Raw genomic sequence first — 20037 nt, 5'->3', positions numbered from 1 at the left:
CGGGTTCACCCGCGAAGGGGCCGGTACAGGAAAATGAAACGCCCCGGGCAAGCCGGGGCGCTCCGAGGTTGCGCGATACTTAGCGAATACCCGACTGGCGCAGTGCCGCAGGCTGGAAGTCCGCCTTGCTGGCGCTGAAGCCGAAGTCGTAGGCGCGCTTCTCTTCGTTCTTCATGCCCAGGGCCAGGTAACGGCCAGACTGCAGGTCATAGATGGCCTCCAGGGTGTACCACGGCACTTCCACGTTGTAGTACGGCTGGGCATGTGCCTCGGACACGCGCCACAGTTGGCCACGGCCGTCGTACTGGTCAATCACCGCAGCCTGCCAGGTGTCCTCGTCGATGTAGAAGTCACGCTTGGCATAGATGTGCCGCTGGCCCGGCTTGAGGGTGGCGACCACGTGCCATACACGGCGCAGCTCGTAACGGGCCAGGTCCTGATTGATGTGCCCGGCCTTGATGATATCGGTGTACTTGAGCTTGGGGTCGTCGAGCTTGAAGGCGTTGGATGCGATGTACATCTCCTTCTTGCCTTCCAGCTTCCAGTCATAGCGGTCTGGCGCACCGTTGAACATGTCCAGGTTGTCGGAGGTGCGCAAACCGTCGGCGGCGGTACCCGGGCCGTCGTACGACACTTGTGGTGCCTGGCGCACGCGGCGCTGACCGGCGTTGTAGATCCACGCCTTGCGCGGTTCCTTCACCTGGTCGAGGGTTTCGTGTACCAGCAGCACGGTACCGGCCAGACGCGCAGGCGCGGTCACTTCCTGCTTGAAGTAGAACAGGATGTTGCCCGGGTTGCTCGGATCGTAATCCTTCATTCTTTCGCGGAAGACGAACTGGTCGGAGAAGTACACCGGGTTGAAAGAGCCGTTCTGCTGCGGCGTTGCCTGGGTCACCAGACGGCTGACGCTACCGCCCCGGTAGCGGGTGATGTGGTTCCAGATCACCTCCAGGCCGCTTTTCGGGATCGGGAACGGTACAGCCGTGCGGAAGTTGTTCAGACCGTTGCCGCCTTCGACCAGGGTGGTCTTGGTAGCGTTTTCCTTGATGGCAGCGAACACATCGGCCGGCACCGTGGAACCGCGATGGGTCTTGAATACCGGGATCTTGAAGGTATCCGGATAGCGCTTGAGCATGGCCAGCTGGCCCGGCGAGAGCTTGTCCTTGTACTGGTCGGCGTTCTGCGCGGTGATGGTGAACAGCGGCTTGTCACTGCCGTACGGGTCGGACAGGAAGCCCTTGCCGTCGACGCTGCCCGAGCTCTTGGACAGTGGCTCCCACGGCCCGATCGAGCCATCGGCGTTGCCAGCCTTTTCGGCGCCCATCGGGGTCAGGGTACTGCCCAGCTTGGCCGCCTCGTCGGCGGATACTGCAGCCATGACGCTGGTCGCCAGCAGGGACAGGCCCAGCACACCGGCTTGCAGCAGACTTCTGGTCTTGTTCATGTCGTGTCGTCCTGGATCTGAATGCTTAGAAGTTCACGCCGAAGCTGAGCGCGACGAAGTCGCGGTCATCCACGGTGGTGTACTCGCCATCGAAGAAGTTGGTGTACGACAGGCTTGCCGTGTAGGTGTTCTGGTACTCGGCGTCCAGGCCCAGGCTGACAGCCTTGCGGCCCTCCTCGAAGTTGGCGCCAGGGCCAGGCGAATAGCCGGAAACATCATGCGACCAGGCCACGCTTGGCTTCAGGTTGACCCCGGCAAAGACGTCGTTGTAGTCCCAGATGACTCGGGCGCGGTAACCCCAGGAAGTGCTGGTGGTAAAGCCATCGTTCTCGCAGTTGCGGCTCAGGTTGGCGGTGGAGGCACCAGCACCAGCGCCTGCGATGGTGCTGGCATTCAGAGCCTGACAGGTGTTTGCCCCACCGGTGGATGGCAGCGGGCCTGGACCGAACACCGGGTCGCGACCGTAGCGAGTATCGTGGGCACTCTCCAGGCCGCCCACATGGGTGACACCCAGCTCGCCCACCACGGTCATGCGGCTGGCCCCCATTACCTGGTCGAAGAAATGCGTGAGGGTGGTCTGGAACTGAGTGATCTCCTTGCGGCGATACCCGTGCAAGTCCTGCCCCGGCGTACCGGTCAGTAGCGAAGCGTTGCTCAAGGCGCCGCCAATGGGGCGGACCCCGGCGAACAGGATATCCGTGGTATTCAGTTGCACCGGTGCGTTGGGGCGGTAGCTGAGTTCGCCGCTCCAGGCGGTCCCGGTGGGCAACGTGGTAGAGAAGCTCAAGCCATAGAGGCGGATGTCCTCGGGGTATTCGACGAAGTATTCGGAGTTACCTGCCACGATCAGCGGTGCCAATGCGCGCAGCTGTGCAGGCAGGGCGCTCAGCCCGGCGAACACTGAAGGCGCGGCCCCGGTGGCACTGAAGATTGGCGCACGGCTGTGGTAGTTCATGAAGTAGGCGCCAAACTCGGTGTCCAGCGGCTCGAACATGTAGCGCATTGCCACGCCAAACTGGCCGCTGTCACGCGCATCGCGGTCGGCGCCGCGGCGCACCATCACCCCTTCTTCGTTGATGTTCACGCCACGGGTGGCAAGGAATTGCTGCGCCGCCCCCGGCACTGTGCGACTGCTGTTGAGCACGCGCAGGTTGTCGGTACAGCCGTCGGCAATGATGTCCGGCTGGGAGAAGAAGGTGCCGCAGTTGTCGACGACCGTCTGGTCCCATTCGATCTGATAGAAGGCCTCGGCCGACAGGTTGTCGGTCAGGCTTTGCGAGATGTAGAACATGTTGACCGGGATCAGGCCTTCCTTGATCTCGGCCCCCGGGCGGCGAAACGCCGACACGTCGATAGGGTTGATCGAGTTGATGCCGCCACCGATGAAGGTACTTTCACCCCAGCTCACCACCTGCTTGCCCAGGCGCACCGAGCCTGGCTGATCGCCGATGGAGTAGTTGTGGTAGACGAAAGCGTCGAGCAGCTCGGCACCGGACGATTTGGCGCCTTCCTTGCGGTTGGAGTCGCTGATGTCCTTGAACTCGCGGCCTTCGTCCTTCAGTTCGAAGTCGTACCAGTACTTGCCGCGGACAAACACGCCGGTGTCGCCGTACTTGAGCTCCAGGTCATGGATGCCCTTGAAGATCTTGGAGAAGGTTTCGCCCTTCTTGAAGTTCAGGTGGCCATCGTCGGATGTCTGCGACAGGCCCTTGCCGCCGTTGTTCACCCCGATCAGGTTCTTGTTGGGGTTGGCCGTCGACCAGCTGGCGCCGATGGAGAGCGACGAGTCGAACTGGCCTTCGATTTCACCAATGTTGAAACTGACAGCGAAAGCAGGACTTGCGAGCGTGGAAGCAAGGCTGACAGCCAGGGGCAACTTGGCCCGGCGCCAGAACAGGTTTGCAGATTTCATCGACGCTACTCCATGTACTTTTTTTGTTATGGCAGTGAGTCCTTTCAAGAACGGCCCGAGCGACCGGTTTGCAGACTTGCGCCTGCGGCGACACGGCTTGCGCATGTCGCCTCCCCCATTCCTGAAAATCCCCTGGCCCCGACTATAGCCAGCAAGGCACAGGCGCTTGATCCCTCTAAAGTGTGATTTGCGCTCCGTGCGGCCAACTCGCTGCCATGTTGCCCCGGCTGCGTGCTGGCAGTGCTAAAGGATGGCGTATTTCTGCCGTTTGGCAAGGTTCCACCCCTCTAGCATGCGGGTCGCGTGCTGCGATACGCGACCCGCATGGCGGTTACAGCGTGGAGAGGAACGCGCTGTTGCTGGCCTGCCACTGGACGATGTCCTGGCGGATGCGTTTCTTGTCGAGCTTGCCGACACTGGTCTTGGGAATTTCAGTAACAACGGCGATCTGGCTTGGAATCGCCCACTTGTTGATGTGCCCTTGCTCGACAAAGGGCTTGAGGTGTTCCTTCAGCGCCTTGGCGTCGATGGCCTGGCCTTCGCGCACCACCAGCAGGGCAAACGGGCGTTCGCCCCACTGCGGGTCGGCAACCCCTACCACCGCCACTTCGCGCACGGCCGGGTGGCGGCTGATCAGGTCTTCGAGGTCGAGCGAGGAAATCCACTCGCCACCAGTCTTGATCACATCCTTGATGCGGTCGCGGATGTCGATGTAGCCCATGCCATCGAGCGTGGCGACATCACCGGTGTGCAACCAGCCGCCCTGCCACAGCTCCTCGCTCTTCTGCGCCTCCTTGAAGTAGCCCATTGTCAGCCACGGCGCCCGTAGCACCAGCTCGCCCTGGGTTTCACCATCGGCGGGGAGGAAGTTGCCGTCGCCGTCGACGATGGCCGCCTCGACCAGCGGCACCGGCACGCCGGCCTTGATGCGGTAGGTAACGCGCTCATCCTCGCTGCCGGCCTGCAGCTCATCGTTCAGGTGGGCGGCGGAAATCAGCGGGCAGGTCTCGGACATGCCATACGCGGCGGTCAGCTGGATGCCGCGTGCCAGGGCGGCCTGGTACAACGAGCGGTTGAGTGCGCTGCCGCCGATGATGATCTTCCAGCCGCCGAAGTCCTGGCCTTGAGAGTTTGGGCAGTTGAGCAGCATCTGCAGGATGGTCGGCACGCAATGGGAGAAGGTGACTTTCTCTTCGCGCCACAGCTTGATCAGCATGTCCGGCTCATAGCGCCCCGGATACACCTGTTTCATGCCGAGCATGGTGGCTGCGTAGGGAATGCCCCAGGCGTGCACGTGGAACATCGGCGTGATGGGCATGTACACATCGTTGCTGCCCAGTAGGCGCACGCTGTCGATGCTACCGGTCACCGAAGCTTCAGCCAGGGTATGCAGCACCAGCTGCCGGTGGGTGAAGTACACCCCCTTGGGGTTGCCGGTGGTGCCGGTGGTGTAGAAGGTAGTGGCCACCGAGTTCTCGTCGAAGTCCGGGAAGTCGTAGTGCGGGCTGGCAGCGGCCAGCAGTTGCTCGTACTCACCCACCAGGTTGGGCAGCTCGGCTGTCTTGTCTGGGCCGTCAGTCAGCAGAAGGGTCTTGTCGACGGTAGTCAGTTGCCCCGCGATGGCCTGGTACAGGCCGACGAAGTCGCTGTTGACCAGCACCACGCGGTCTTCGGCGTGGTTCATGGTGTACAGAATCTGCTCGGGCGACAGGCGTACGTTGATGGTGTGCACCACCGCGCCGATCATCGGGATGGCGAACATGCACTCCAGGTAGCGGTGGCTGTCCCAATCCATCACCGCCACGGTGTCACCGGCCTTTACTCCGGCTTCGGTCAGCACGTTGGCCAAGCGCGCGATGCGCTCGTTCAGTTGTGGGTAGGTCAGCCGCAACTGGTCGCGGTAGACGATTTCGCGGGTCTTTTCATAGCGGCTGCCAGACATCAGCAGGCGCTTGATGAGCAGGGGGTAGGCGTAGGCGCCCTCGGCGGGCTTGATGATGCGGGTCTGCAACATGGGTATCCCTTTTCTGAAAAGCGGGCCGGACAAGTCTGGGAACTACTGTAGTTCGCCAATGTGACGGCTAAATCAGCCGAAGGAATGATTTGCATGATGAGGGTATGAGTGGCGGGCGTTGACGGGCAGCAAGGTTGAGCTAGACACTGCGGCGGCAGCTTCAGGTCATGTGGTGAAGCTGAGGGCCTGTTCGCGGGTAAACCCGCTCCCACAGGTACTGCATCAGCCTTCTCAATGGTGCAATACCCGCAAATGGCCACGACACCGAAATCCCGCCCAGCCTCGGAGAACTTCATGCCCAGCCCGCGTCGCGCCGTGTTTCTCGATCACCAGTCCCTGGACCTGGGCGATCTCGACCTCTCACCCCTGAAGCAGCAATTCGACGAGTTCGAATTGTTCGCCGCCACCCGCCCGGAGCAGGTCGCCGAACGCCTGCAGGGCGCGGTGGCGGTAGTCAGCAACAAGGTCATGCTCGACGCCGCGACCCTGGCAGCCAACCCGCAACTGAAGCTGATCCTGGTGGCCGCCACCGGCACCAACAACGTCGACCTGGCGGCCGCGCGCGCCCAAGGCATCACCGTGTGCAACTGCCAAGGCTACGGCACACCGTCCGTCGCCCAGCACACCCTCGCCCTGCTGCTGGCCCTGGCCACCCGCCTGTGCGATTACAACCAGGCGGTAGCCGACGGCCAGTGGGCCAAGGCCAGCCAGTTCTGCCTGCTGGACTTCCCCATCGTCGAACTGGAGGGCAAGACCCTTGGCCTGCTCGGCCACGGCGAACTGGGCGGTGCGGTGGCGAGGTTGGCCGAAGCCTTCGGCATGCGCGTGCTCAGCGGGCAGATCCCCGGTCGTCCGGAACGCGCCGACCGCTTGCCACTGGACGAGTTGCTGCCGCAAGTCGACGCCCTGACCCTGCACTGCCCGCTGAACGAGCACACCCGACACATGCTCGGGGCCCGCGAACTGGCCCTGCTCAAGCCCAACGCGCTGGTGGTCAACACCGCCCGTGGCGGCCTGATCGACGAACAAGCGCTGGCCGACGCCCTGCGCAATGGCCACCTGGGCGGCGCTGCCACCGACGTGCTGAGCGTGGAGCCGCCGGTCAATGGCAACCCGCTGCTCGAACCCGGCATCCCGCGCCTGATCATCACCCCGCACAGCGCCTGGGGCGCGGTGGAATCGCGCCAGCGCATCGTCGGCCAGCTCAGCGAGAATGCCCAGGCTTTCTTCGCCGGTCAGCCACGCCGCGTGGTCAGCTGAGCCCGGCGCCCAGCTCTGATAAACTGCGCCACTTTTTTCCAGGAGGCGTCGTCCATGGACCCGCGCAGTGAAGTGTTGCTCCGCCAGGCAGAGCTGTTCCAGGGCCCGCTGCTGCTCGCCGGCGCCCCCGCCGACGGCCTGCTCGGCCAGTTGCCCCAGGCCCGGGGCTGGACCTGGCATGCGGGCGATCATGCCATGCTCGAAAGCCGCTTCGCCGGGCGCAGCCACTATGGGGTCGAGCCACCGGAAGTGGCTTTCGACAACGCCGTGCTGTTCCTGCCCAAGTCCCGCGAACTGGCTGCCTACCTGCTCAACGCCCTGGCCTCGCGCCTGGCTGGCCGCGAGCTGTACCTGGTCGGCGAGAAACGCGGTGGCATCGAGGGCGCGGCCAAGCAGCTGCAGGCCTTTGGCAAGCCACGCAAGCTCGACAGCGCCCGCCATTGCCAGCTGTGGCAGGTGACCATCGAGCGCGCGCCAGAAGCCAAGCCCCTGGAAAGCCTGGCCGAACGCTTCGAACTCAGCCTGGAAGACGGCCCACTGCAAGTGGTCAGCCTGCCCGGCGTGTTCAGCCATGGCCGCCTCGATCGCGGTACCGCCCTGCTGCTCAAGCACCTCGACGGCCTACCGAGCGGACATGTGCTGGACTTCGGCTGCGGTGCCGGGGTGCTGGGCGCCACAGTCAAACGCCGTTATCCACAAAGCCGTGTAACCCTGCTGGACGTGGATGCCTTCGCCGTGGCCGCCAGCCGCCTGACCTTGGCCGCCAATGGTCTGGAAGGCGAGGTGATCAGCGGCGACGGCATCGACGCGGCGCCGACAGAGCTGAGCCTGATCCTGAGCAACCCGCCGTTCCACACCGGGGTACACACCAACTACCAGGCATCGGAAAACTTGCTGAAAAAATCAGCCGTTCATCTGCGAAAAGGTGGCGAAATGCGCCTGGTTGCCAACAGCTTCCTGCGCTACCAGCCACTGATCGAAGGGGCACTGGGCAACTGCCAGATACGCGACGAGGCGGACGGTTTCCGCATCTACCGGGCAACACACGGATAAAAACAGCGCTTGCCGAAAGCGTTTTGCCTAGGCAGAATCCGCACCGTCCTAGGGGAGTAGTCTCCCGCGAGCGCCCAGCTCGCCCGGTACGCGTCAACATACTTGGTCCACAGACCATGGCGCGTGCGACCCACCATGCCAGCCTGCATGGCGAGATCCGCATAGACGGATCCAGGGTTTGACAAGACCTATGACACGCACACCTTACCCGGGGCGGGGAGGCTGTACGTGTCATAGCCGTGTCGACCCGCCCCCGTAGGAATCCTGATGCTGGAATCTCTGCTGGTCCCCACCGCCATCGTTGCGCTCGCCGAAATCGGCGACAAGACGCAACTGCTCGCGCTCATACTCGCCGCCCGCTTCCGCAAGCCCTGGCCGATCATCGCCGGCATCATCGCCGCCACTCTGGCAAACCATGCCGCGGCTGGGGCCGTGGGCGCGTGGGTCGGCAGCTTCTTCAGCGACTCGGCACTGCACTGGATCCTGGCTGCAAGCTTCACCGCTACTGCCCTGTGGACCCTGGTTCCGGACAAGATGGATGACGACGAGAACCCGGCGCGCCGCTTCGGGCCGTTCCTGACCACGCTGATCGCGTTCTTCCTGGCTGAAATCGGTGACAAGACCCAGGTCGCCACGGTGATGCTGGCAGCACAGTATCCGCACCTGATCATGGTCATTATCGGTACCACCCTGGGCATGCTGATTGCCAACGTGCCGGTGGTACTGGCGGGTAACTTCGCAGCGGACAAACTGCCGCTGACGCTGATCCGTCGCCTGGCGGCCACGGCGTTCTTCGTGCTGGCGATCGTGGCCGTGTACACGGCGATGAAAGCCAGTGGCTGGGTGGGCTAACCCGAAAGGCGACAGGCTGACGCCGAACCTGTAGGAGCAGCCTCGCGCTGCGAAGAGGCCGGTACAGGCACCAGGAAATGTGGTGCTCTTACCGGCCCTTTCGCAGCACAAGGCCGCTCCTACAAGGGGTAAGCATCTTGAAGTCGAGGCTTACTTCTTGGCCGCCTGATACAGCGGCATCACCTTCGGAATGGCCGCCTGCAACGAAGCAATGCGGCTCTGGGACGCCGGGTGAGTGCTCATGAACTCAGGCGGTGCGCCTTCGGAAGCCTGGCTCATCTTGTTCCACAAGGTGATCGCGGCATTCGGGTCGTAACCGGCACGCGCCGAGAGCTCCAGGCCGATCAGGTCGGCTTCGTTCTCGTTGGCCCGGCTGTTGGGCAGGGTCATGGCATAGTTCACCACGGTATCGGCCATGGCCATGCTACCCTGGCCGAGGCCAAAGAGGGCGCCGGCGCCCTGGCGCGCCATTTCCACACCGTACGCCTTGGACATCGCCTCGCGGCTGTGCTCACGCAGAGCGTGGGCGATCTCGTGCCCCACCACCGCAGCAATTTCCGCATCGTTGAGCTTGAGCTGATCGATCAGCCCGGTGTAGACGATGATCTTGCCGCCCGGGCCGCAGTTGGCGTTGAGCTCGTCGCTCTTGATCACGTTCACTTCCCAGTTCCATTGCGCGGCATCCGGGCGGAACTTGGGGGTCTGGGCGATCAGGCGGTTGGCAATTACCTGCACACGCTTGGCAACAGCGCTGGACTTGTCGAGCACGCCTTTGCTCGATGCTTCACCCAGGGTCTGCTGGTACGACTGGGCGTACATCTGGTTGACCTCATCGGTCGAGAGCATGCTGAACATGTACTGCTGGCGCTCGACGCCGACAGCACCGCCACTGGTGGTATTCACCGCCTGGCAGCCGGCTAGCAGGATGCCAGCACTCAACAGGCTGACGACAAAAGACTTACGCATGAAAACACTCCCTTTTTACATGCGCCGTATCGTAGGCCGAGTCGCTTGGGGCCGCTATAGCCGCAGGGAAGATTTTCGTCGCCTGTGCCGGCCCCTTCGCGGGTGAACCCGCTCCTACAGGGACAATGCGATCGTTGCAGGAGTGGCTTCACCGGCGAAGAGGCCGGCACAGGCATACATCAGGCCGGGGTCAGGCACTCCGGCGCATCCAGCTTCGGGTCATTGACAAAATGCGCCAGGGCCCGCTCGCGCAAGGTCGCCGGCGGGCTGGCCAGCAACTCATGCAGGCGGGCCAGCGGCGTGCCCGGGTCAAGCCAGGCCGCCTGCCCCGCATCGTCCATTATCAGTGGCCGACGCTGACTCATCGCCGCCTGGGTCACTACCGCACAACTCAGCCAAACCTGGTCCTGCACCGGGTAAGCCTCCCACACAGCCGCGAAATACAGAGACGCGCCCTCCCCTGGGGTCAGCCAGTAGGGGCGCTTGCGCACGCTACCGCGCCATTCGTAGAAGCCGTTGGCTGGCATCAGGCAGCGGCGCTGGCGAAACGCGTCGCGAAACATCGGCTGCTCGGCCAGGGTTTCGGCGCGTGCATGGGCGGGGGTACGGGACAGGTCGGTGAGCCAGGCCGGAGTCAACCCCCAGCGCGCCCTGGCCAGTTGCAGCTGGCCGTCGAGCTGGCGCTGGATCAGCACCGAAGCCCCGGGCGAAATGTTCCATTGGGCTGGCTGGCCAACGGGAAAGCCCGGCAGACCGGCAAGAGCCTGGGGCCATCGAAACAGGGCGTAACGTCCACACATGGGCGAATTCAAAACCTAGCAGATCAAGGTACCGGGGAAACTCTCCGGTTCGTCGCCAACCAATGGCTGGGCACCATTGTACGCATCGATCAGCTGCCGTGCGTACTCAGCCTGCTCATCTGCCACGGCCAGCCCCAGCAAACCCTGCATCGGCAGTTCACCGGCAGCACCCACCAGGTCACGGCCAACCAGGTGCGCCTCGATCCCTTCGCTGGCGAGCATCCCCGCCAGCATTTCAGCCTCGAGCAGGCTTTCCGGTTCGTAGATGCGCTGCATCAGTCATTCTCACCGAATACATCCAGCATCCACTCCTCGCCATGAACTTGCAGCACGAAGCGGATAGGCTTGCAGCACACCTGGCAGTCCTCGATGTACTCCTGATCGCCACCGGACAGGTCCACCGTGGTTTCGACTTCTTCGCCACAATAAGGGCAATCGTAGATAGCAGTTTCCAGCATCGCGGCCTCCGGGGTGACTTATGCGTATAATTGCCGGTCTGTTTACAGGGCCTGTGTGTGTCCGAGCCGTTTTTCGGAGCCCGTCCCTACCTTATTACCCTAGCCGTTTCCAACAAGAGAGCATGATGGGCGAATTCGATGCCATCCGACCGTACGACGACGCTGAGGTCCCTGCCGTTCTGGCACGCCTGCTCAGCGATCCGGCATTCCTCGATATCCTCACCCACTTCCGCTTCCCGCGTGCGGCCGGCGCTCTCGGCTGGTTGCTCAAACCGCTGATCGCCCGCCGCCTGCGCAAGGAATTCGCCGGCGTCACCTGTGTCTCGACCTTGCAGGACAAAGTCGAGTACTACGTCGACCAGACCATCGACCGCGCCACCGACGGCGTCACCTATTCGGGCGTGGAGCAGCTCAAGGCCGGTACCGCCTACCTGTTCCTGGCCAACCACCGTGACATCGTCATGGACCCGGCCTTCGTCAACTATGCGGTGTACCACGCCGGCCTGCCCACGCCGCGCATCGCCATTGGCGACAACCTGCTGCAAAAACCGTTTGTCAGCGACATGATGCGCCTGAACAAGAGCTTCATCGTGCACCGCTCGATCAGTGGGCGCCGCGAGAAGCTGGCGGCCTACCAGCTGCTCTCGGCCTACATCAACCACTCGATCCGCAACGACGCCACATCGATCTGGATCGCCCAGGCCGAAGGCCGGGCCAAGGACGGTGACGACCGCACCGATTCGGCGATCCTCAAGATGTTCCACATGAGTCGCAAGGACGAGCCGTTCGGCGCGGTGATCCAGAGCCTGAACCTGACACCGGTTTCGATCAGCTACGAATATGACCCGTGCGACCAGGCCAAGGCTCGCGAACTGTACATCCGCGCCACTACCGGCACCTACAAGAAGGCGCCGGGGGAGGACGACAACAGCATCGCCAAGGGCATCACCGGCTACAAGGGCCGGGTGCACATCAACTTCGCACCGCCGGTGACCGAGTATCACGAGGACACCAAGCAGCTGGCAGCGGAAATCGACCGGCAGATCCTAGGTGGCTACCGGCTGTTCCCGGTGCACTATCTGGCCTATGCGATGTGGGATGGCAAAGATGAGGCGCTGCAGGTGCCGAGCGCCGAGAAAGTGTTCCCCGCTGATGAACTGGCCCGGGCCAAGGAAGAATGGCAACGCCGCCTGGATGCCTGCCCCGAGGAGCAGCGGCCGTACCTGGTGTTGCAGTATGCGACGCCGGTGCGCAACCAGTACCAGGTCAGGCAGCAGGCACCGGTTGCCTGAGCGAATGCCGGGGCCGCTTTGCGGCCCCGAAATCTCAGACCCAGGTACTGAACCAGGACAACAGCAACGCCATCGCCAGGCACGAAAAGCCGAGGATGTAGAAATAGCGCGGCACTCGAAGGTCGAATGCGTCCACTACCCCGTCGTCCACCGCCATGTATTCGCGGGTCTCGGCCTCGCGCCGCCGGGCACTGTGCAGCAGCAACCCGCCCGGGCAGGTCAGCAGCAGCGCAAGCAGATTGATCAGCTTGGTCGGGTGGGCGGCCAGGAACCCCCAGAGCACTTGCAAGGACATCACGCAACCTCGGTATGAGCGACGGCAAAGGCCGGCATTCTACCCAAGTCGCCCTCTCACGCCCGGTCCAGGCGACAAAGTGTCATTAAATTTCATCTGTCCTGGCATGAAGACTTGCCGGCCTCTTAGCGGGCATGCCCGCCAAGAGGCCGGCACAGACAACAAAAAACCCGCTGCCTGGAACACAGGCAGCGGGCCTTGTTTTACAGCTGAAGCCTTACTGCCCCAGTACCTGACCGATGGTCGGGTCCTTGAACATGCGGGTCAGGGCATCGCTCAGCACATCGCCCACCAGCTGGGTGTTGGTTTCCTGGTTCGGCGCCATGCCGAAACGCTGGTCCAGCGAAGCGCCGTAACGGCCGCTGTAGCGGCGGCCGCCATTGGACACGTCGGCACGGAAGGTGGCACCGATGGTAGCCTCGGTCACGTACAGGTTGTCTTTTGGCGACTGGTACTTCAGTTCGGCCAGGGTCACGGTCAGCTGCGGCGCGTTATAGGCGTTCGGCGTCGGGGTGAAGCCGAGCAGGCGCACGGCGGCTTCGGCCTGGGCCTGCAGCTTGGGCACGATGTCGTTACCGCTGACGCTGATGGTGCTGGTCTCGGGGTACATGCCACCGCGAGTGCCCAGGGACTGCGAGGCCCGGCCGTCAACCACCCGGACCACTACCGGCTGGCCATGGCCGACCGGGGCGAGCTGGGCCTTGAGCGTGGGTTGCGGATTGAGTTGTTGCGGGCTGTGGGCACAACCGACCAGGCTGAGGCTGGCCACGGCGATCAAACCGAACAACAGACGTTGCAACATGCGCGTTACTCCAGAAAATGCGGCGAAGGCCCACAGTATACCCAGCCACGCCTCGGCCAGTCATCGGCCCGGCCCGCTTGTCACAATCGTTTCATCGCCGCGCCGCTATCCTTGCGCCAAGCCCTAACGCACAGGACTCGCTGCCATGGCCTCGCTCTGGACTCTGCTCTTCCAACGCCCGCACTACAATGCCTATGCCCGCCTTGATGCCGACGGCAAATGCCTGGCCCTCAAGCAATGCAGCCAGGCGCCCAGCGGCAGCGGCTGGGTCCAGATCAGCGAAATCCAGCTCGCCTGGCTGGGCCGCGAATTGCCCGCCAGTGCCCGGGTTTGCGCCCGCGCAAGCCGCCGCTGGCACCAGCGCATCCTCGCGGCCTGACAAACGCTGCAATAAAAACCACGAATGGCGACATTTCTGCCCGCGACATCGCTATAATCTCCCCCCGATTATAAGGACGTCTCCTGATCGGGCCCCGCACTCGCCGATTGACCCCGGCAACTTCACGCTTCGCCCACAGAGAGCCTTCCACTCAGGTCTTGCATCGGCTGTCGTGCCTGCTTTTCCGGCCCTTCACACTGCATGAACCTGCGGGTTGCCATCGCGCAGTCCCCTTTTGAGGTTCACGTCTCCAAAAGAGCGTGAAAAAACGGTTTTCACAACTTCACAAGAGTGTGGCGAGCAAATGAACAGTCTGGCATGTGCAAAAGCGGCAGATGTGTCCCGAACAGCCCTGAACAGGCGGCAAATGCGCTCATTTCGTATGAGTGTCTGAGCCGTTCCATAACGCACGCACGACACCTTGACCATAAGTCGAATTGCCGCACCCGTGGCAAACCGCGTTCAATACGCGAACCCGAAGACTGATTGGCGGTGTCCGCGGAAGTTGCAAGAACTGCGAAAAGTCGGACATGGCGACCCTGGCGAACCCGGGTCCTATGCTGTCAATTAGGTAGCTGTAGATTGTGGAGACGCGTTAAATGGCGCAGAACGAATCGGTTGATGTGGTACTGGTAGGCGCGGGCATCATGAGTGCCACCCTGGCCGTACTGCTCAAGGAGCTCGACCCGACCCTGAAGCTTGAGGTCGTGGAGGCGATGGACTCCGGAGCCGCGGAAAGCTCCAACCCCTGGAACAACGCAGGCACCGGGCACGCCGGCCTGTGCGAGCTTAACTACACGCCCCAGGCCGCCGATGGCAGCATCGACATCAAGAAGGCCGTGCACATCAACACCCAGTTCGAGGTTTCGCGCCAGTTCTGGGCCTACTTGAGCAAGAAGGGCAACTTCGGCTCGGCACGTGCCTTCATCAACCCTGTCCCGCACCTGAGCTACGTCGAGGGTGACAAGGGTGTTTCCTTCCTCAAGAAGCGCTATGAGTTGCTCAAGCAGCACCATGCCTTCGCGGAAATGGAATACACCGAAGACAAAGCCGTGATGAAAGACTGGATGCCGCTGATGATGCCAGGCCGCCCAGCCGACCAGCACATCGCCGCCACCCGCGTACTGAAGGGTACCGACGTCAACTTCGGCGCCCTGACCAACAAGCTGCTGAAGCTGCTGGGCGACTCGCAGGATGCCCAGGTCAAGTACAGCAAGAAGGTCGTCGGCCTGCGCCGTAATGGCAAGGGCTGGACCGTGAGCATCAAGGACGTCAACAGCGGTGGCAGCCGTGAAGTGGACGCCCGCTTCGTCTTCCTCGGCGCAGGTGGCGCGGCCCTGCCGTTGCTGCAGCTGTCGGGCATTCCGGAAAGCAAAGGCTTCGGCGGCTTCCCGGTCAGCGGCCAGTGGCTGCGTTGCGACAACCCGGAAATCGTCAAGCAGCACCAGGCCAAGGTCTACAGCCAGGCCGCAGTCGGCGCTCCGCCGATGTCGGTACCGCACCTGGATACCCGCGTGGTCGATGGCAAGAAATCGCTGCTGTTCGGCCCATATGCCGGGTTCACCACCAAGTTCCTCAAGCACGGTTCGCTGATGGACCTGCCGCTGTCGGTGCGCATGGGCAACATCGGCCCGATGCTGGCAGTGGCCCGTGACAACATGGACCTGACCAAGTACCTGGTCAGCGAAGTGATGCAGTCGATGGAGCAGCGCCTGGAAGCCCTGCGTCGCTTCTATCCTCAGGCCAAGGCCGAAGACTGGCGCCTGGAAGTGGCTGGTCAGCGCGTGCAGATCATCAAGAAAGACCCGAAGAAAGGCGGTGTGCTGCAGTTCGGTACCGAGCTTGTCTCGGCGCAGGACGGCAGCCTGGCTGCACTGCTCGGCGCATCGCCGGGTGCCTCGGTAACCGTGTCGATCATGCTGGAACTGATCGAGCGCTGCTTCCCCGAGCAGGCCAAGGGCGCCTGGGCTGCCAAGCTCAAGGAGATCTTCCCGGCTCGCGAGAAGACTCTGGCGACCGATGCTGCCCTGTACCACAAGATCAGTGCCGACAACGATGTGGCGCTGGACCTGGTGGAAAGCAGCCCGGCGGCCAAGCATTACGCCTGATTCGACCGGTAGCGAAAAACGCCCCTCGGGGCGTTTTTTTGTGCCTGGTTGTTCATTGACCTGTGCCGGCCTCTTCGCGGGCATGCCCGCTCCCACAGGTTTTGGCGTCGCCCTCAGGCTCTGCACCATCCCTGTGGGAGCGGGCGTGCCCGCGAAAGGGCCGTCACAGGTTAAAAATCAGCCACGGGCCTTGGCGATGATCTCGATGTACTCCGCCGCATTGCGCTGGTCGGCAATCTGCTCGACAAAGGTCTTGCCGTGCTCGTCCTTGCCATCCAGGTCCAGCCCAGCGTCGACGAAGAAGCCGACAAAACGCTCGAAATCGTCGATGCGCAGGCCGCGGTAGGCCTTGACCAGCTTGTGCAGCGACGGCGAAGTCACGCCATCGGCCGGTTCGAACTGAAGGAACGTCTTGATGTAGTCGTCGCTGATCTCGTCACCGATTACCTGTTTCTTGTCTTTACGCATTGCCGACTCCAACTGGACCATCACGAAATTTCGAAGGCCGGCAGTGTACCCCCCGCAGGCCGGGCGCCTCAACGCGTACGTACGGTACCGGTGTGCAGGTCGGCCCAGACGTGTCCGTTACCGTACGTTAGAAACTGCACATACAGCGTCTCGTTGCGCAGCAGGTCCATGATCACGCGGTAGTCGCTGAGCGGGTAATTCAGGCTCAGGGTGCGGGTCTTGTCGTCGTACACGGGTTTCTTCAGGCTCTTGGCCGCTTCACCGTCAAAGGTCAGCAGCACCTGGGCGATGGTGGCGCCCTTGCTCAGCGGCTTGCCCTTGAGGCGCACCTGCAACGACGAAGTGATCGGGATCGGCTGCTGGTCGGATTGGCGCTGGGTACCCACTACCACCGAGTAGTCGGTCACTTGCAGCAATTGCTGGCCGGTCGGCGCTTCCTGGCGCAGGGACTGGTCGTCAGGTGGCAGGAACTGGCTGTGCAGCGGTGCGGCGGCGAGTGGCAGGCTGACCGCCAGCAGGAGGGGAAGAAACGCACGCATGTGAGGCTCCTTGAATGAAGGAGCACTCTAGCATGTAGTGCCTGGGGCGTATGACCCTATCGCCCTGTAGGAGCAGCCTTGTGCTGCGAAGAGGCCAGCAGTACCACAGATCATCTTTAGTCATACCGGCCCCTTCGCAGCACAAGGCTGCTCCTACAGGGCAACGAAGCCGGTGCAGGCAACATCAATCGAACTGCGCGCGCATCCAGGCCTGGTACTCGGCCACGCCTTCTTCACCTTCGCGCGGCGCCCAGTGCGCATGTTCGCCTTCACCCACTGGCCGATACGGCCCGGCCTTGCACTCGAACAGGATGCTGTCCGGCTCCAGCACCACCAGCCCATGGTAAATACCTGGAGCCAGATCCACACCCAGGCAGTCGCCGCCCGCCTGCAGCACTCGCTTGTCGGTCACCGCCCCTTGCTCATCGAAGAGCAACAGGCCGAAGCGCCCCTTGAGCGCAATCAGCGTTTCAGCCTTGTCGGCGCTCAGGTGGCGATGCGGCGGGATATAGGTGCTCGGTTGCAGCCCGACCGCCATGCGATGGCAGGGGTCTTCCATCTCATGGAAGGTGTGATGCTGCCGCCCGCGCGGGTTGGCGGCAGCCTGTGCAGCCAGCCCGGCGAACAGCGATTGGTCGATGAACGCAGGCTGGCGCATGATCACAACCCCTTGACGGCGAAGATGCCGTTGGCGTTGCGCCAGTAGCCTTTGTAGTCCATGCCGTAACCGAAAATGTAGCGGTCGACACAGGGTAGGCCCACATAGTTGGCCTTGAGATCCGGGCTGGCCTTGCGGTCATGGTCCTTGTCGATCAGTACCGCCGTGTGCACCGAGCGCGCACCGGCATGCTTGCAGAACTCGATGATGGCGCTGAGGGTGTGGCCTTCATCGAGAATGTCGTCGACGATCAATACGTCACGGTCGATGAACGACACTTCGGGCTTGGCCTTCCAGAACAGCTCGCCGCCGCTGGTCTGGTTGCGGTAGCGGGTGGCGTGCAGGTAGCTGGCTTCCAGCGGGAACTGCAGGTGGGTCAGCAGTTTGCCGGAGAAGATCAGGCCGCCGTTCATCACGCAGAACACCACCGGGTTCTTGTCGTGCAGGTCCTTGCAGATCTGCTCGCCGACTTTGGCGATGGCCGCTTCGACTTCGGCTTCGGTGTACAGGCAGTCAGCTTCACGCATGACTTGACGGATATGCTCGAGATCGGCGGACATGGCGCTCTCCGGGGGGTGCATTTTGGAAAAGCGGGCAAAGGTACGCATCCGCTCGTCACAGATCAAGCATTTATGGACTAACGTCCAGAATGACCAGACGACAGCACAGGCTGAATAGATTAATCTAGCGCGGTTTTTTTGCCCGCCTTTCGGAGCCCCCCTATGCCCACTCGTGAGATCCGCCATCCGCTGATCCGCCACAAGCTCGGCCTGATGCGCCGTGCCGATATCAGCACCAAGAATTTTCGCGAACTTGCCCAGGAAGTCGGCGCGCTCCTGACCTACGAAGCCACCCAGGACCTGCCGCTCGAAACCTACGAGATCGATGGCTGGTGCGGTAAGGTACAAGTTGAGAAAATCGCCGGCAAGAAGATTACCGTGGTACCGATCCTGCGTGCCGGCATCGGCATGCTCGACGGCGTGCTCAGCCTGATCCCGGGTGCCAAGGTCAGCGCCGTCGGCGTTGCCCGCAACGAGGAAACCCTCGAAGCCCACACCTACCTGGAAAAGCTCGCTCCCGACATCAACCAGCGCCTGGCCCTGATCATCGACCCGATGCTGGCCACCGGCGGTTCGATGGTCGCCACCATCGACCTGCTGAAGAAAGCCGGCTGCAAAGAGATCCGCGCCATGGTCCTGGTCGCCGCGCCAGAAGGCATCGAAGTGGTGGAAAAAGCCCACCCGGATGTGCAGATCTACACCGCCTCGATCGACCAGCGCCTGAACGAACACGGCTACATCGTGCCGGGCCTGGGCGATGCAGGTGACAAGATCTTCGGCACCAAGCAAAAGGACGCCTGACCATGCAGGACGGCTTCAACGACCCGCTCTGGCGCCAGGTCGTTTCAGGCGCGCAGATGCTCTTCGTGGCATTCGGCGCACTGGTGCTGATGCCACTGATCACTGGCCTTGATCCGAACGTCGCGCTGTTCACCGCGGGTATCGGCACCCTGCTGTTCCAGCTGGTCACCGGCCGCCAGGTACCCGTGTTCCTGGCCTCGAGCTTTGCCTTCATCACCCCGATAATCCTCGCCAAGGGCCAGTTCGGCCTGGCCGAGACCATGGGCGGCGTGATGGCCGCAGGTTTCGTGTACACCTTCATGGGCCTGATGGTGAAAATCAAAGGCACCGGTTTCATCGACCGCATGCTGCCACCGGTGGTGATCGGCCCGGTGATCATCTCCATCGGCCTGGCCATGGCGCCGATCGCCGCCAACATGGCGATGGGCAAGGCCGGTGACGGCAGCGTGCTGCTGCCCTACAAGACCGCCATGATGATCTCGATGCCGGCCCTGCTGACAACGCTGATCGTCGCCGTGTTCGGCAAGGGCATCTTCCGTCTGGTGCCGATCATTGCCGGCGTGCTGGTAGGCTTTGCCCTGTCGTTCGCCTTTGGCGTGGTCGACACTGCCAGGATCGCCGCCGCACCGTGGCTGGAGCTGCCCAACTTCACCGCGCCAGCGTTCAACTGGCAGGCCATCCTGTTCATCGTCCCGGTTGCCCTGGCACCGGCGATCGAGCACATCGGCGGGGTGATCGCAGTCGGCAGCGTGACCGGCCGCGACTACCTGAAGAAGCCCGGCCTGCACCGCACCCTGCTGGGTGACGGCCTGGCCACCACCGCAGCCGGCCTGTTCGGCGGCCCGCCCAACACCACCTATGCCGAAGTGACTGGCGCGGTGATGCTGACCAAGAACTACAACCCGAAGATCATGACCTGGGCGGCGGTGTTCGCCATCACCCTGGCCTTCATCGGTAAGTTCGGCGCCCTGCTGCAAAGCATCCCGGTACCGGTGATGGGTGGCATCCTGTGCCTGCTGTTCGGCTCGATCGCGGCGGTGGGCATGAATACCATGATCCGCCACAAGATCGACCTGGCCGAAGCACGCAACCTGGTGATCGTGTCGGTGACCCTGGTGTTCGGTATAGGCGGCGTGCTGATCGGCAGCGGTGACGGCCCGGATGACTGGGGCCTGAAAGGCATCGCCCTGTGCGCCATCGTGGCTATCGCCCTGAACCTGATCTTGCCGGGCAATGATGGGTGGAAGCACAAGAAGCTGGATGATCAGTTGCCTTGATCCGGCTTTAGCCTGATCTGGCCCTATCGCCGGCAAGCCAGCTCCCAAAGGTATCCCACAGGTTTGGAGAACTGTGAGCATCCTGTGGGAGCTGGCTTG

Annotated in this window: 21 protein-coding genes and 1 riboswitch; of the genes, 8 read left to right on the top strand and 13 right to left on the bottom strand. The window is 62.7% G+C overall.

Translation table 11 applies throughout. The features are described 5' to 3' along the window. Positions 1 to 79: 79 nt before the first annotated feature. From CAF92_RS21950 to CAF92_RS21940, 3 genes are all read right to left on the bottom strand, one after another. Positions 80 to 1444: a DUF1329 domain-containing protein gene (locus CAF92_RS21950; RefSeq protein WP_046616037.1), complete on the bottom strand. Its 1365-nt coding sequence runs from the start codon at positions 1442 to 1444 to the stop codon at positions 80 to 82. Positions 1445 to 1469: 25 nt separating this feature from the next. After that, positions 1470 to 3356 (bottom strand): DUF1302 domain-containing protein, encoded by a 1887-nt coding sequence (locus tag CAF92_RS21945; RefSeq protein ID WP_046616036.1) that lies wholly within the window; start codon positions 3354 to 3356, stop codon positions 1470 to 1472. A gap of 331 nt (positions 3357 to 3687) precedes the next feature. Continuing rightward, the gene (locus tag CAF92_RS21940; protein WP_085601921.1) at positions 3688 to 5370 is read right to left on the bottom strand and encodes a fatty acid--CoA ligase; all 1683 of its coding nucleotides are present in this window, start codon (positions 5368 to 5370) and stop codon (positions 3688 to 3690) included. A gap of 294 nt (positions 5371 to 5664) precedes the next feature. On the opposite strand from CAF92_RS21940, the gene CAF92_RS21935 reads away from it, so the two are divergent. From CAF92_RS21935 to CAF92_RS21925, 3 genes are all read left to right on the top strand, one after another. Next, positions 5665 to 6630, top strand: a complete 966-nt coding sequence (locus CAF92_RS21935) for a 2-hydroxyacid dehydrogenase (protein ID WP_046616034.1) — start codon at positions 5665 to 5667, stop codon at positions 6628 to 6630. Between the two features lie 54 nt (positions 6631 to 6684). Beyond that, positions 6685 to 7683 (top strand): class I SAM-dependent methyltransferase, encoded by a 999-nt coding sequence (locus tag CAF92_RS21930; protein WP_085601920.1) that lies wholly within the window; start codon positions 6685 to 6687, stop codon positions 7681 to 7683. Positions 7684 to 7722: 39 nt separating this feature from the next. Further along, a riboswitch (yybP-ykoY riboswitch) is annotated at positions 7723 to 7862 on the top strand. Between the two features lie 88 nt (positions 7863 to 7950). After that, positions 7951 to 8535: a TMEM165/GDT1 family protein gene (locus tag CAF92_RS21925; RefSeq protein ID WP_046616032.1), complete on the top strand. Its 585-nt coding sequence runs from the start codon at positions 7951 to 7953 to the stop codon at positions 8533 to 8535. Positions 8536 to 8685: 150 nt separating this feature from the next. On the opposite strand, the gene CAF92_RS21920 is transcribed toward CAF92_RS21925, so the two are convergent. The 4 genes from CAF92_RS21920 to CAF92_RS21905 all read right to left on the bottom strand — a co-directional run bounded on the left by CAF92_RS21920 (position 8686) and on the right by CAF92_RS21905 (position 10759). After that, positions 8686 to 9501 (bottom strand): M48 family metallopeptidase, encoded by an 816-nt coding sequence (locus CAF92_RS21920; RefSeq protein ID WP_046616031.1) that lies wholly within the window; start codon positions 9499 to 9501, stop codon positions 8686 to 8688. Positions 9502 to 9680: 179 nt separating this feature from the next. Then, complete coding sequence (locus CAF92_RS21915; RefSeq protein WP_085601919.1) at positions 9681 to 10301, bottom strand: SOS response-associated peptidase; 621 nt, start codon at positions 10299 to 10301, stop codon at positions 9681 to 9683. Between the two features lie 15 nt (positions 10302 to 10316). Further along, positions 10317 to 10577 (bottom strand): putative signal transducing protein, encoded by a 261-nt coding sequence (locus tag CAF92_RS21910; RefSeq protein WP_046616029.1) that lies wholly within the window; start codon positions 10575 to 10577, stop codon positions 10317 to 10319. Next, positions 10577 to 10759, bottom strand: a complete 183-nt coding sequence (locus tag CAF92_RS21905; protein ID WP_012270508.1) for a CPXCG motif-containing cysteine-rich protein — start codon at positions 10757 to 10759, stop codon at positions 10577 to 10579. The genes CAF92_RS21910 and CAF92_RS21905 overlap by 1 nt, the downstream gene beginning before the upstream one ends. A 125-nt stretch (positions 10760 to 10884) precedes the next feature. Here CAF92_RS21905 and CAF92_RS21900 point away from each other — a divergent pair, with 125 nt between their 5' ends. Continuing rightward, a complete protein-coding gene (locus tag CAF92_RS21900; protein ID WP_024086266.1) occupies positions 10885 to 12051 on the top strand; it encodes a 1-acyl-sn-glycerol-3-phosphate acyltransferase in 1167 nt (388 codons plus the stop codon). A gap of 34 nt (positions 12052 to 12085) precedes the next feature. Here CAF92_RS21900 and CAF92_RS21895 read toward each other — a convergent pair whose 3' ends face one another. Continuing rightward, positions 12086 to 12346, bottom strand: coding sequence for a hypothetical protein (locus CAF92_RS21895; RefSeq protein ID WP_046616028.1), 261 nt, complete (start codon positions 12344 to 12346; stop codon positions 12086 to 12088). A 217-nt stretch (positions 12347 to 12563) separates the two neighbouring features. Beyond that, positions 12564 to 13148, bottom strand: coding sequence for a YajG family lipoprotein (locus tag CAF92_RS21890; RefSeq protein WP_013970929.1), 585 nt, complete (start codon positions 13146 to 13148; stop codon positions 12564 to 12566). Positions 13149 to 13293: 145 nt separating this feature from the next. Between CAF92_RS21890 and CAF92_RS21885 the strand changes: the two genes are divergently transcribed. Both CAF92_RS21885 and mqo read left to right on the top strand, forming a co-directional pair. Continuing rightward, positions 13294 to 13527, top strand: coding sequence for a hypothetical protein (locus CAF92_RS21885; RefSeq protein ID WP_046616027.1), 234 nt, complete (start codon positions 13294 to 13296; stop codon positions 13525 to 13527). 599 nt (positions 13528 to 14126) lie between these two features. Continuing rightward, positions 14127 to 15635: a malate dehydrogenase (quinone) gene (gene mqo / locus CAF92_RS21880; RefSeq protein WP_046616026.1), complete on the top strand. Its 1509-nt coding sequence runs from the start codon at positions 14127 to 14129 to the stop codon at positions 15633 to 15635. A gap of 177 nt (positions 15636 to 15812) precedes the next feature. On the opposite strand, the gene CAF92_RS21875 is transcribed toward mqo, so the two are convergent. The 4 genes from CAF92_RS21875 to CAF92_RS21860 form a co-directional block, all read right to left on the bottom strand. Next, entirely contained in the window at positions 15813 to 16103 is a 291-nt protein-coding gene (locus CAF92_RS21875; RefSeq protein ID WP_085601918.1) for a PA4642 family protein, read from the bottom strand. A gap of 68 nt (positions 16104 to 16171) precedes the next feature. Next, positions 16172 to 16642, bottom strand: a complete 471-nt coding sequence (locus CAF92_RS21870) for a hypothetical protein (RefSeq protein WP_025337696.1) — start codon at positions 16640 to 16642, stop codon at positions 16172 to 16174. 184 nt (positions 16643 to 16826) lie between these two features. After that, positions 16827 to 17300, bottom strand: a complete 474-nt coding sequence (locus CAF92_RS21865) for a WbuC family cupin fold metalloprotein (RefSeq protein ID WP_046616024.1) — start codon at positions 17298 to 17300, stop codon at positions 16827 to 16829. A 2-nt stretch (positions 17301 to 17302) separates the two neighbouring features. Continuing rightward, positions 17303 to 17860: a hypoxanthine-guanine phosphoribosyltransferase gene (locus CAF92_RS21860; protein WP_016501490.1), complete on the bottom strand. Its 558-nt coding sequence runs from the start codon at positions 17858 to 17860 to the stop codon at positions 17303 to 17305. 162 nt (positions 17861 to 18022) lie between these two features. On the opposite strand from CAF92_RS21860, the gene upp reads away from it, so the two are divergent. Together upp and CAF92_RS21850 are read left to right on the top strand one after the other, a co-directional pair. Further along, on the top strand, positions 18023 to 18661 hold the full coding sequence (gene upp / locus CAF92_RS21855) for a uracil phosphoribosyltransferase (RefSeq protein WP_011532223.1): 639 nt from the start codon (positions 18023 to 18025) through the stop codon (positions 18659 to 18661). Positions 18662 to 18663: 2 nt separating this feature from the next. After that, positions 18664 to 19938 carry a uracil-xanthine permease family protein gene (locus CAF92_RS21850; RefSeq protein ID WP_046616023.1) on the top strand — a complete coding sequence of 425 codons (1275 nt, stop codon included), beginning with the start codon at positions 18664 to 18666 and terminating at the stop codon, positions 19936 to 19938. The last annotated feature ends 99 nt before the right edge of the window (positions 19939 to 20037 follow it).

Source organism: Pseudomonas sp. B10(2017), from assembly GCF_002113295.1.
Classification (GTDB): domain Bacteria; phylum Pseudomonadota; class Gammaproteobacteria; order Pseudomonadales; family Pseudomonadaceae; genus Aquipseudomonas; species Aquipseudomonas pudica.
The sequence above is the reverse complement of the archived record's forward strand: the minus strand, read 5'-3'. Positions and strand labels throughout refer to the sequence as shown.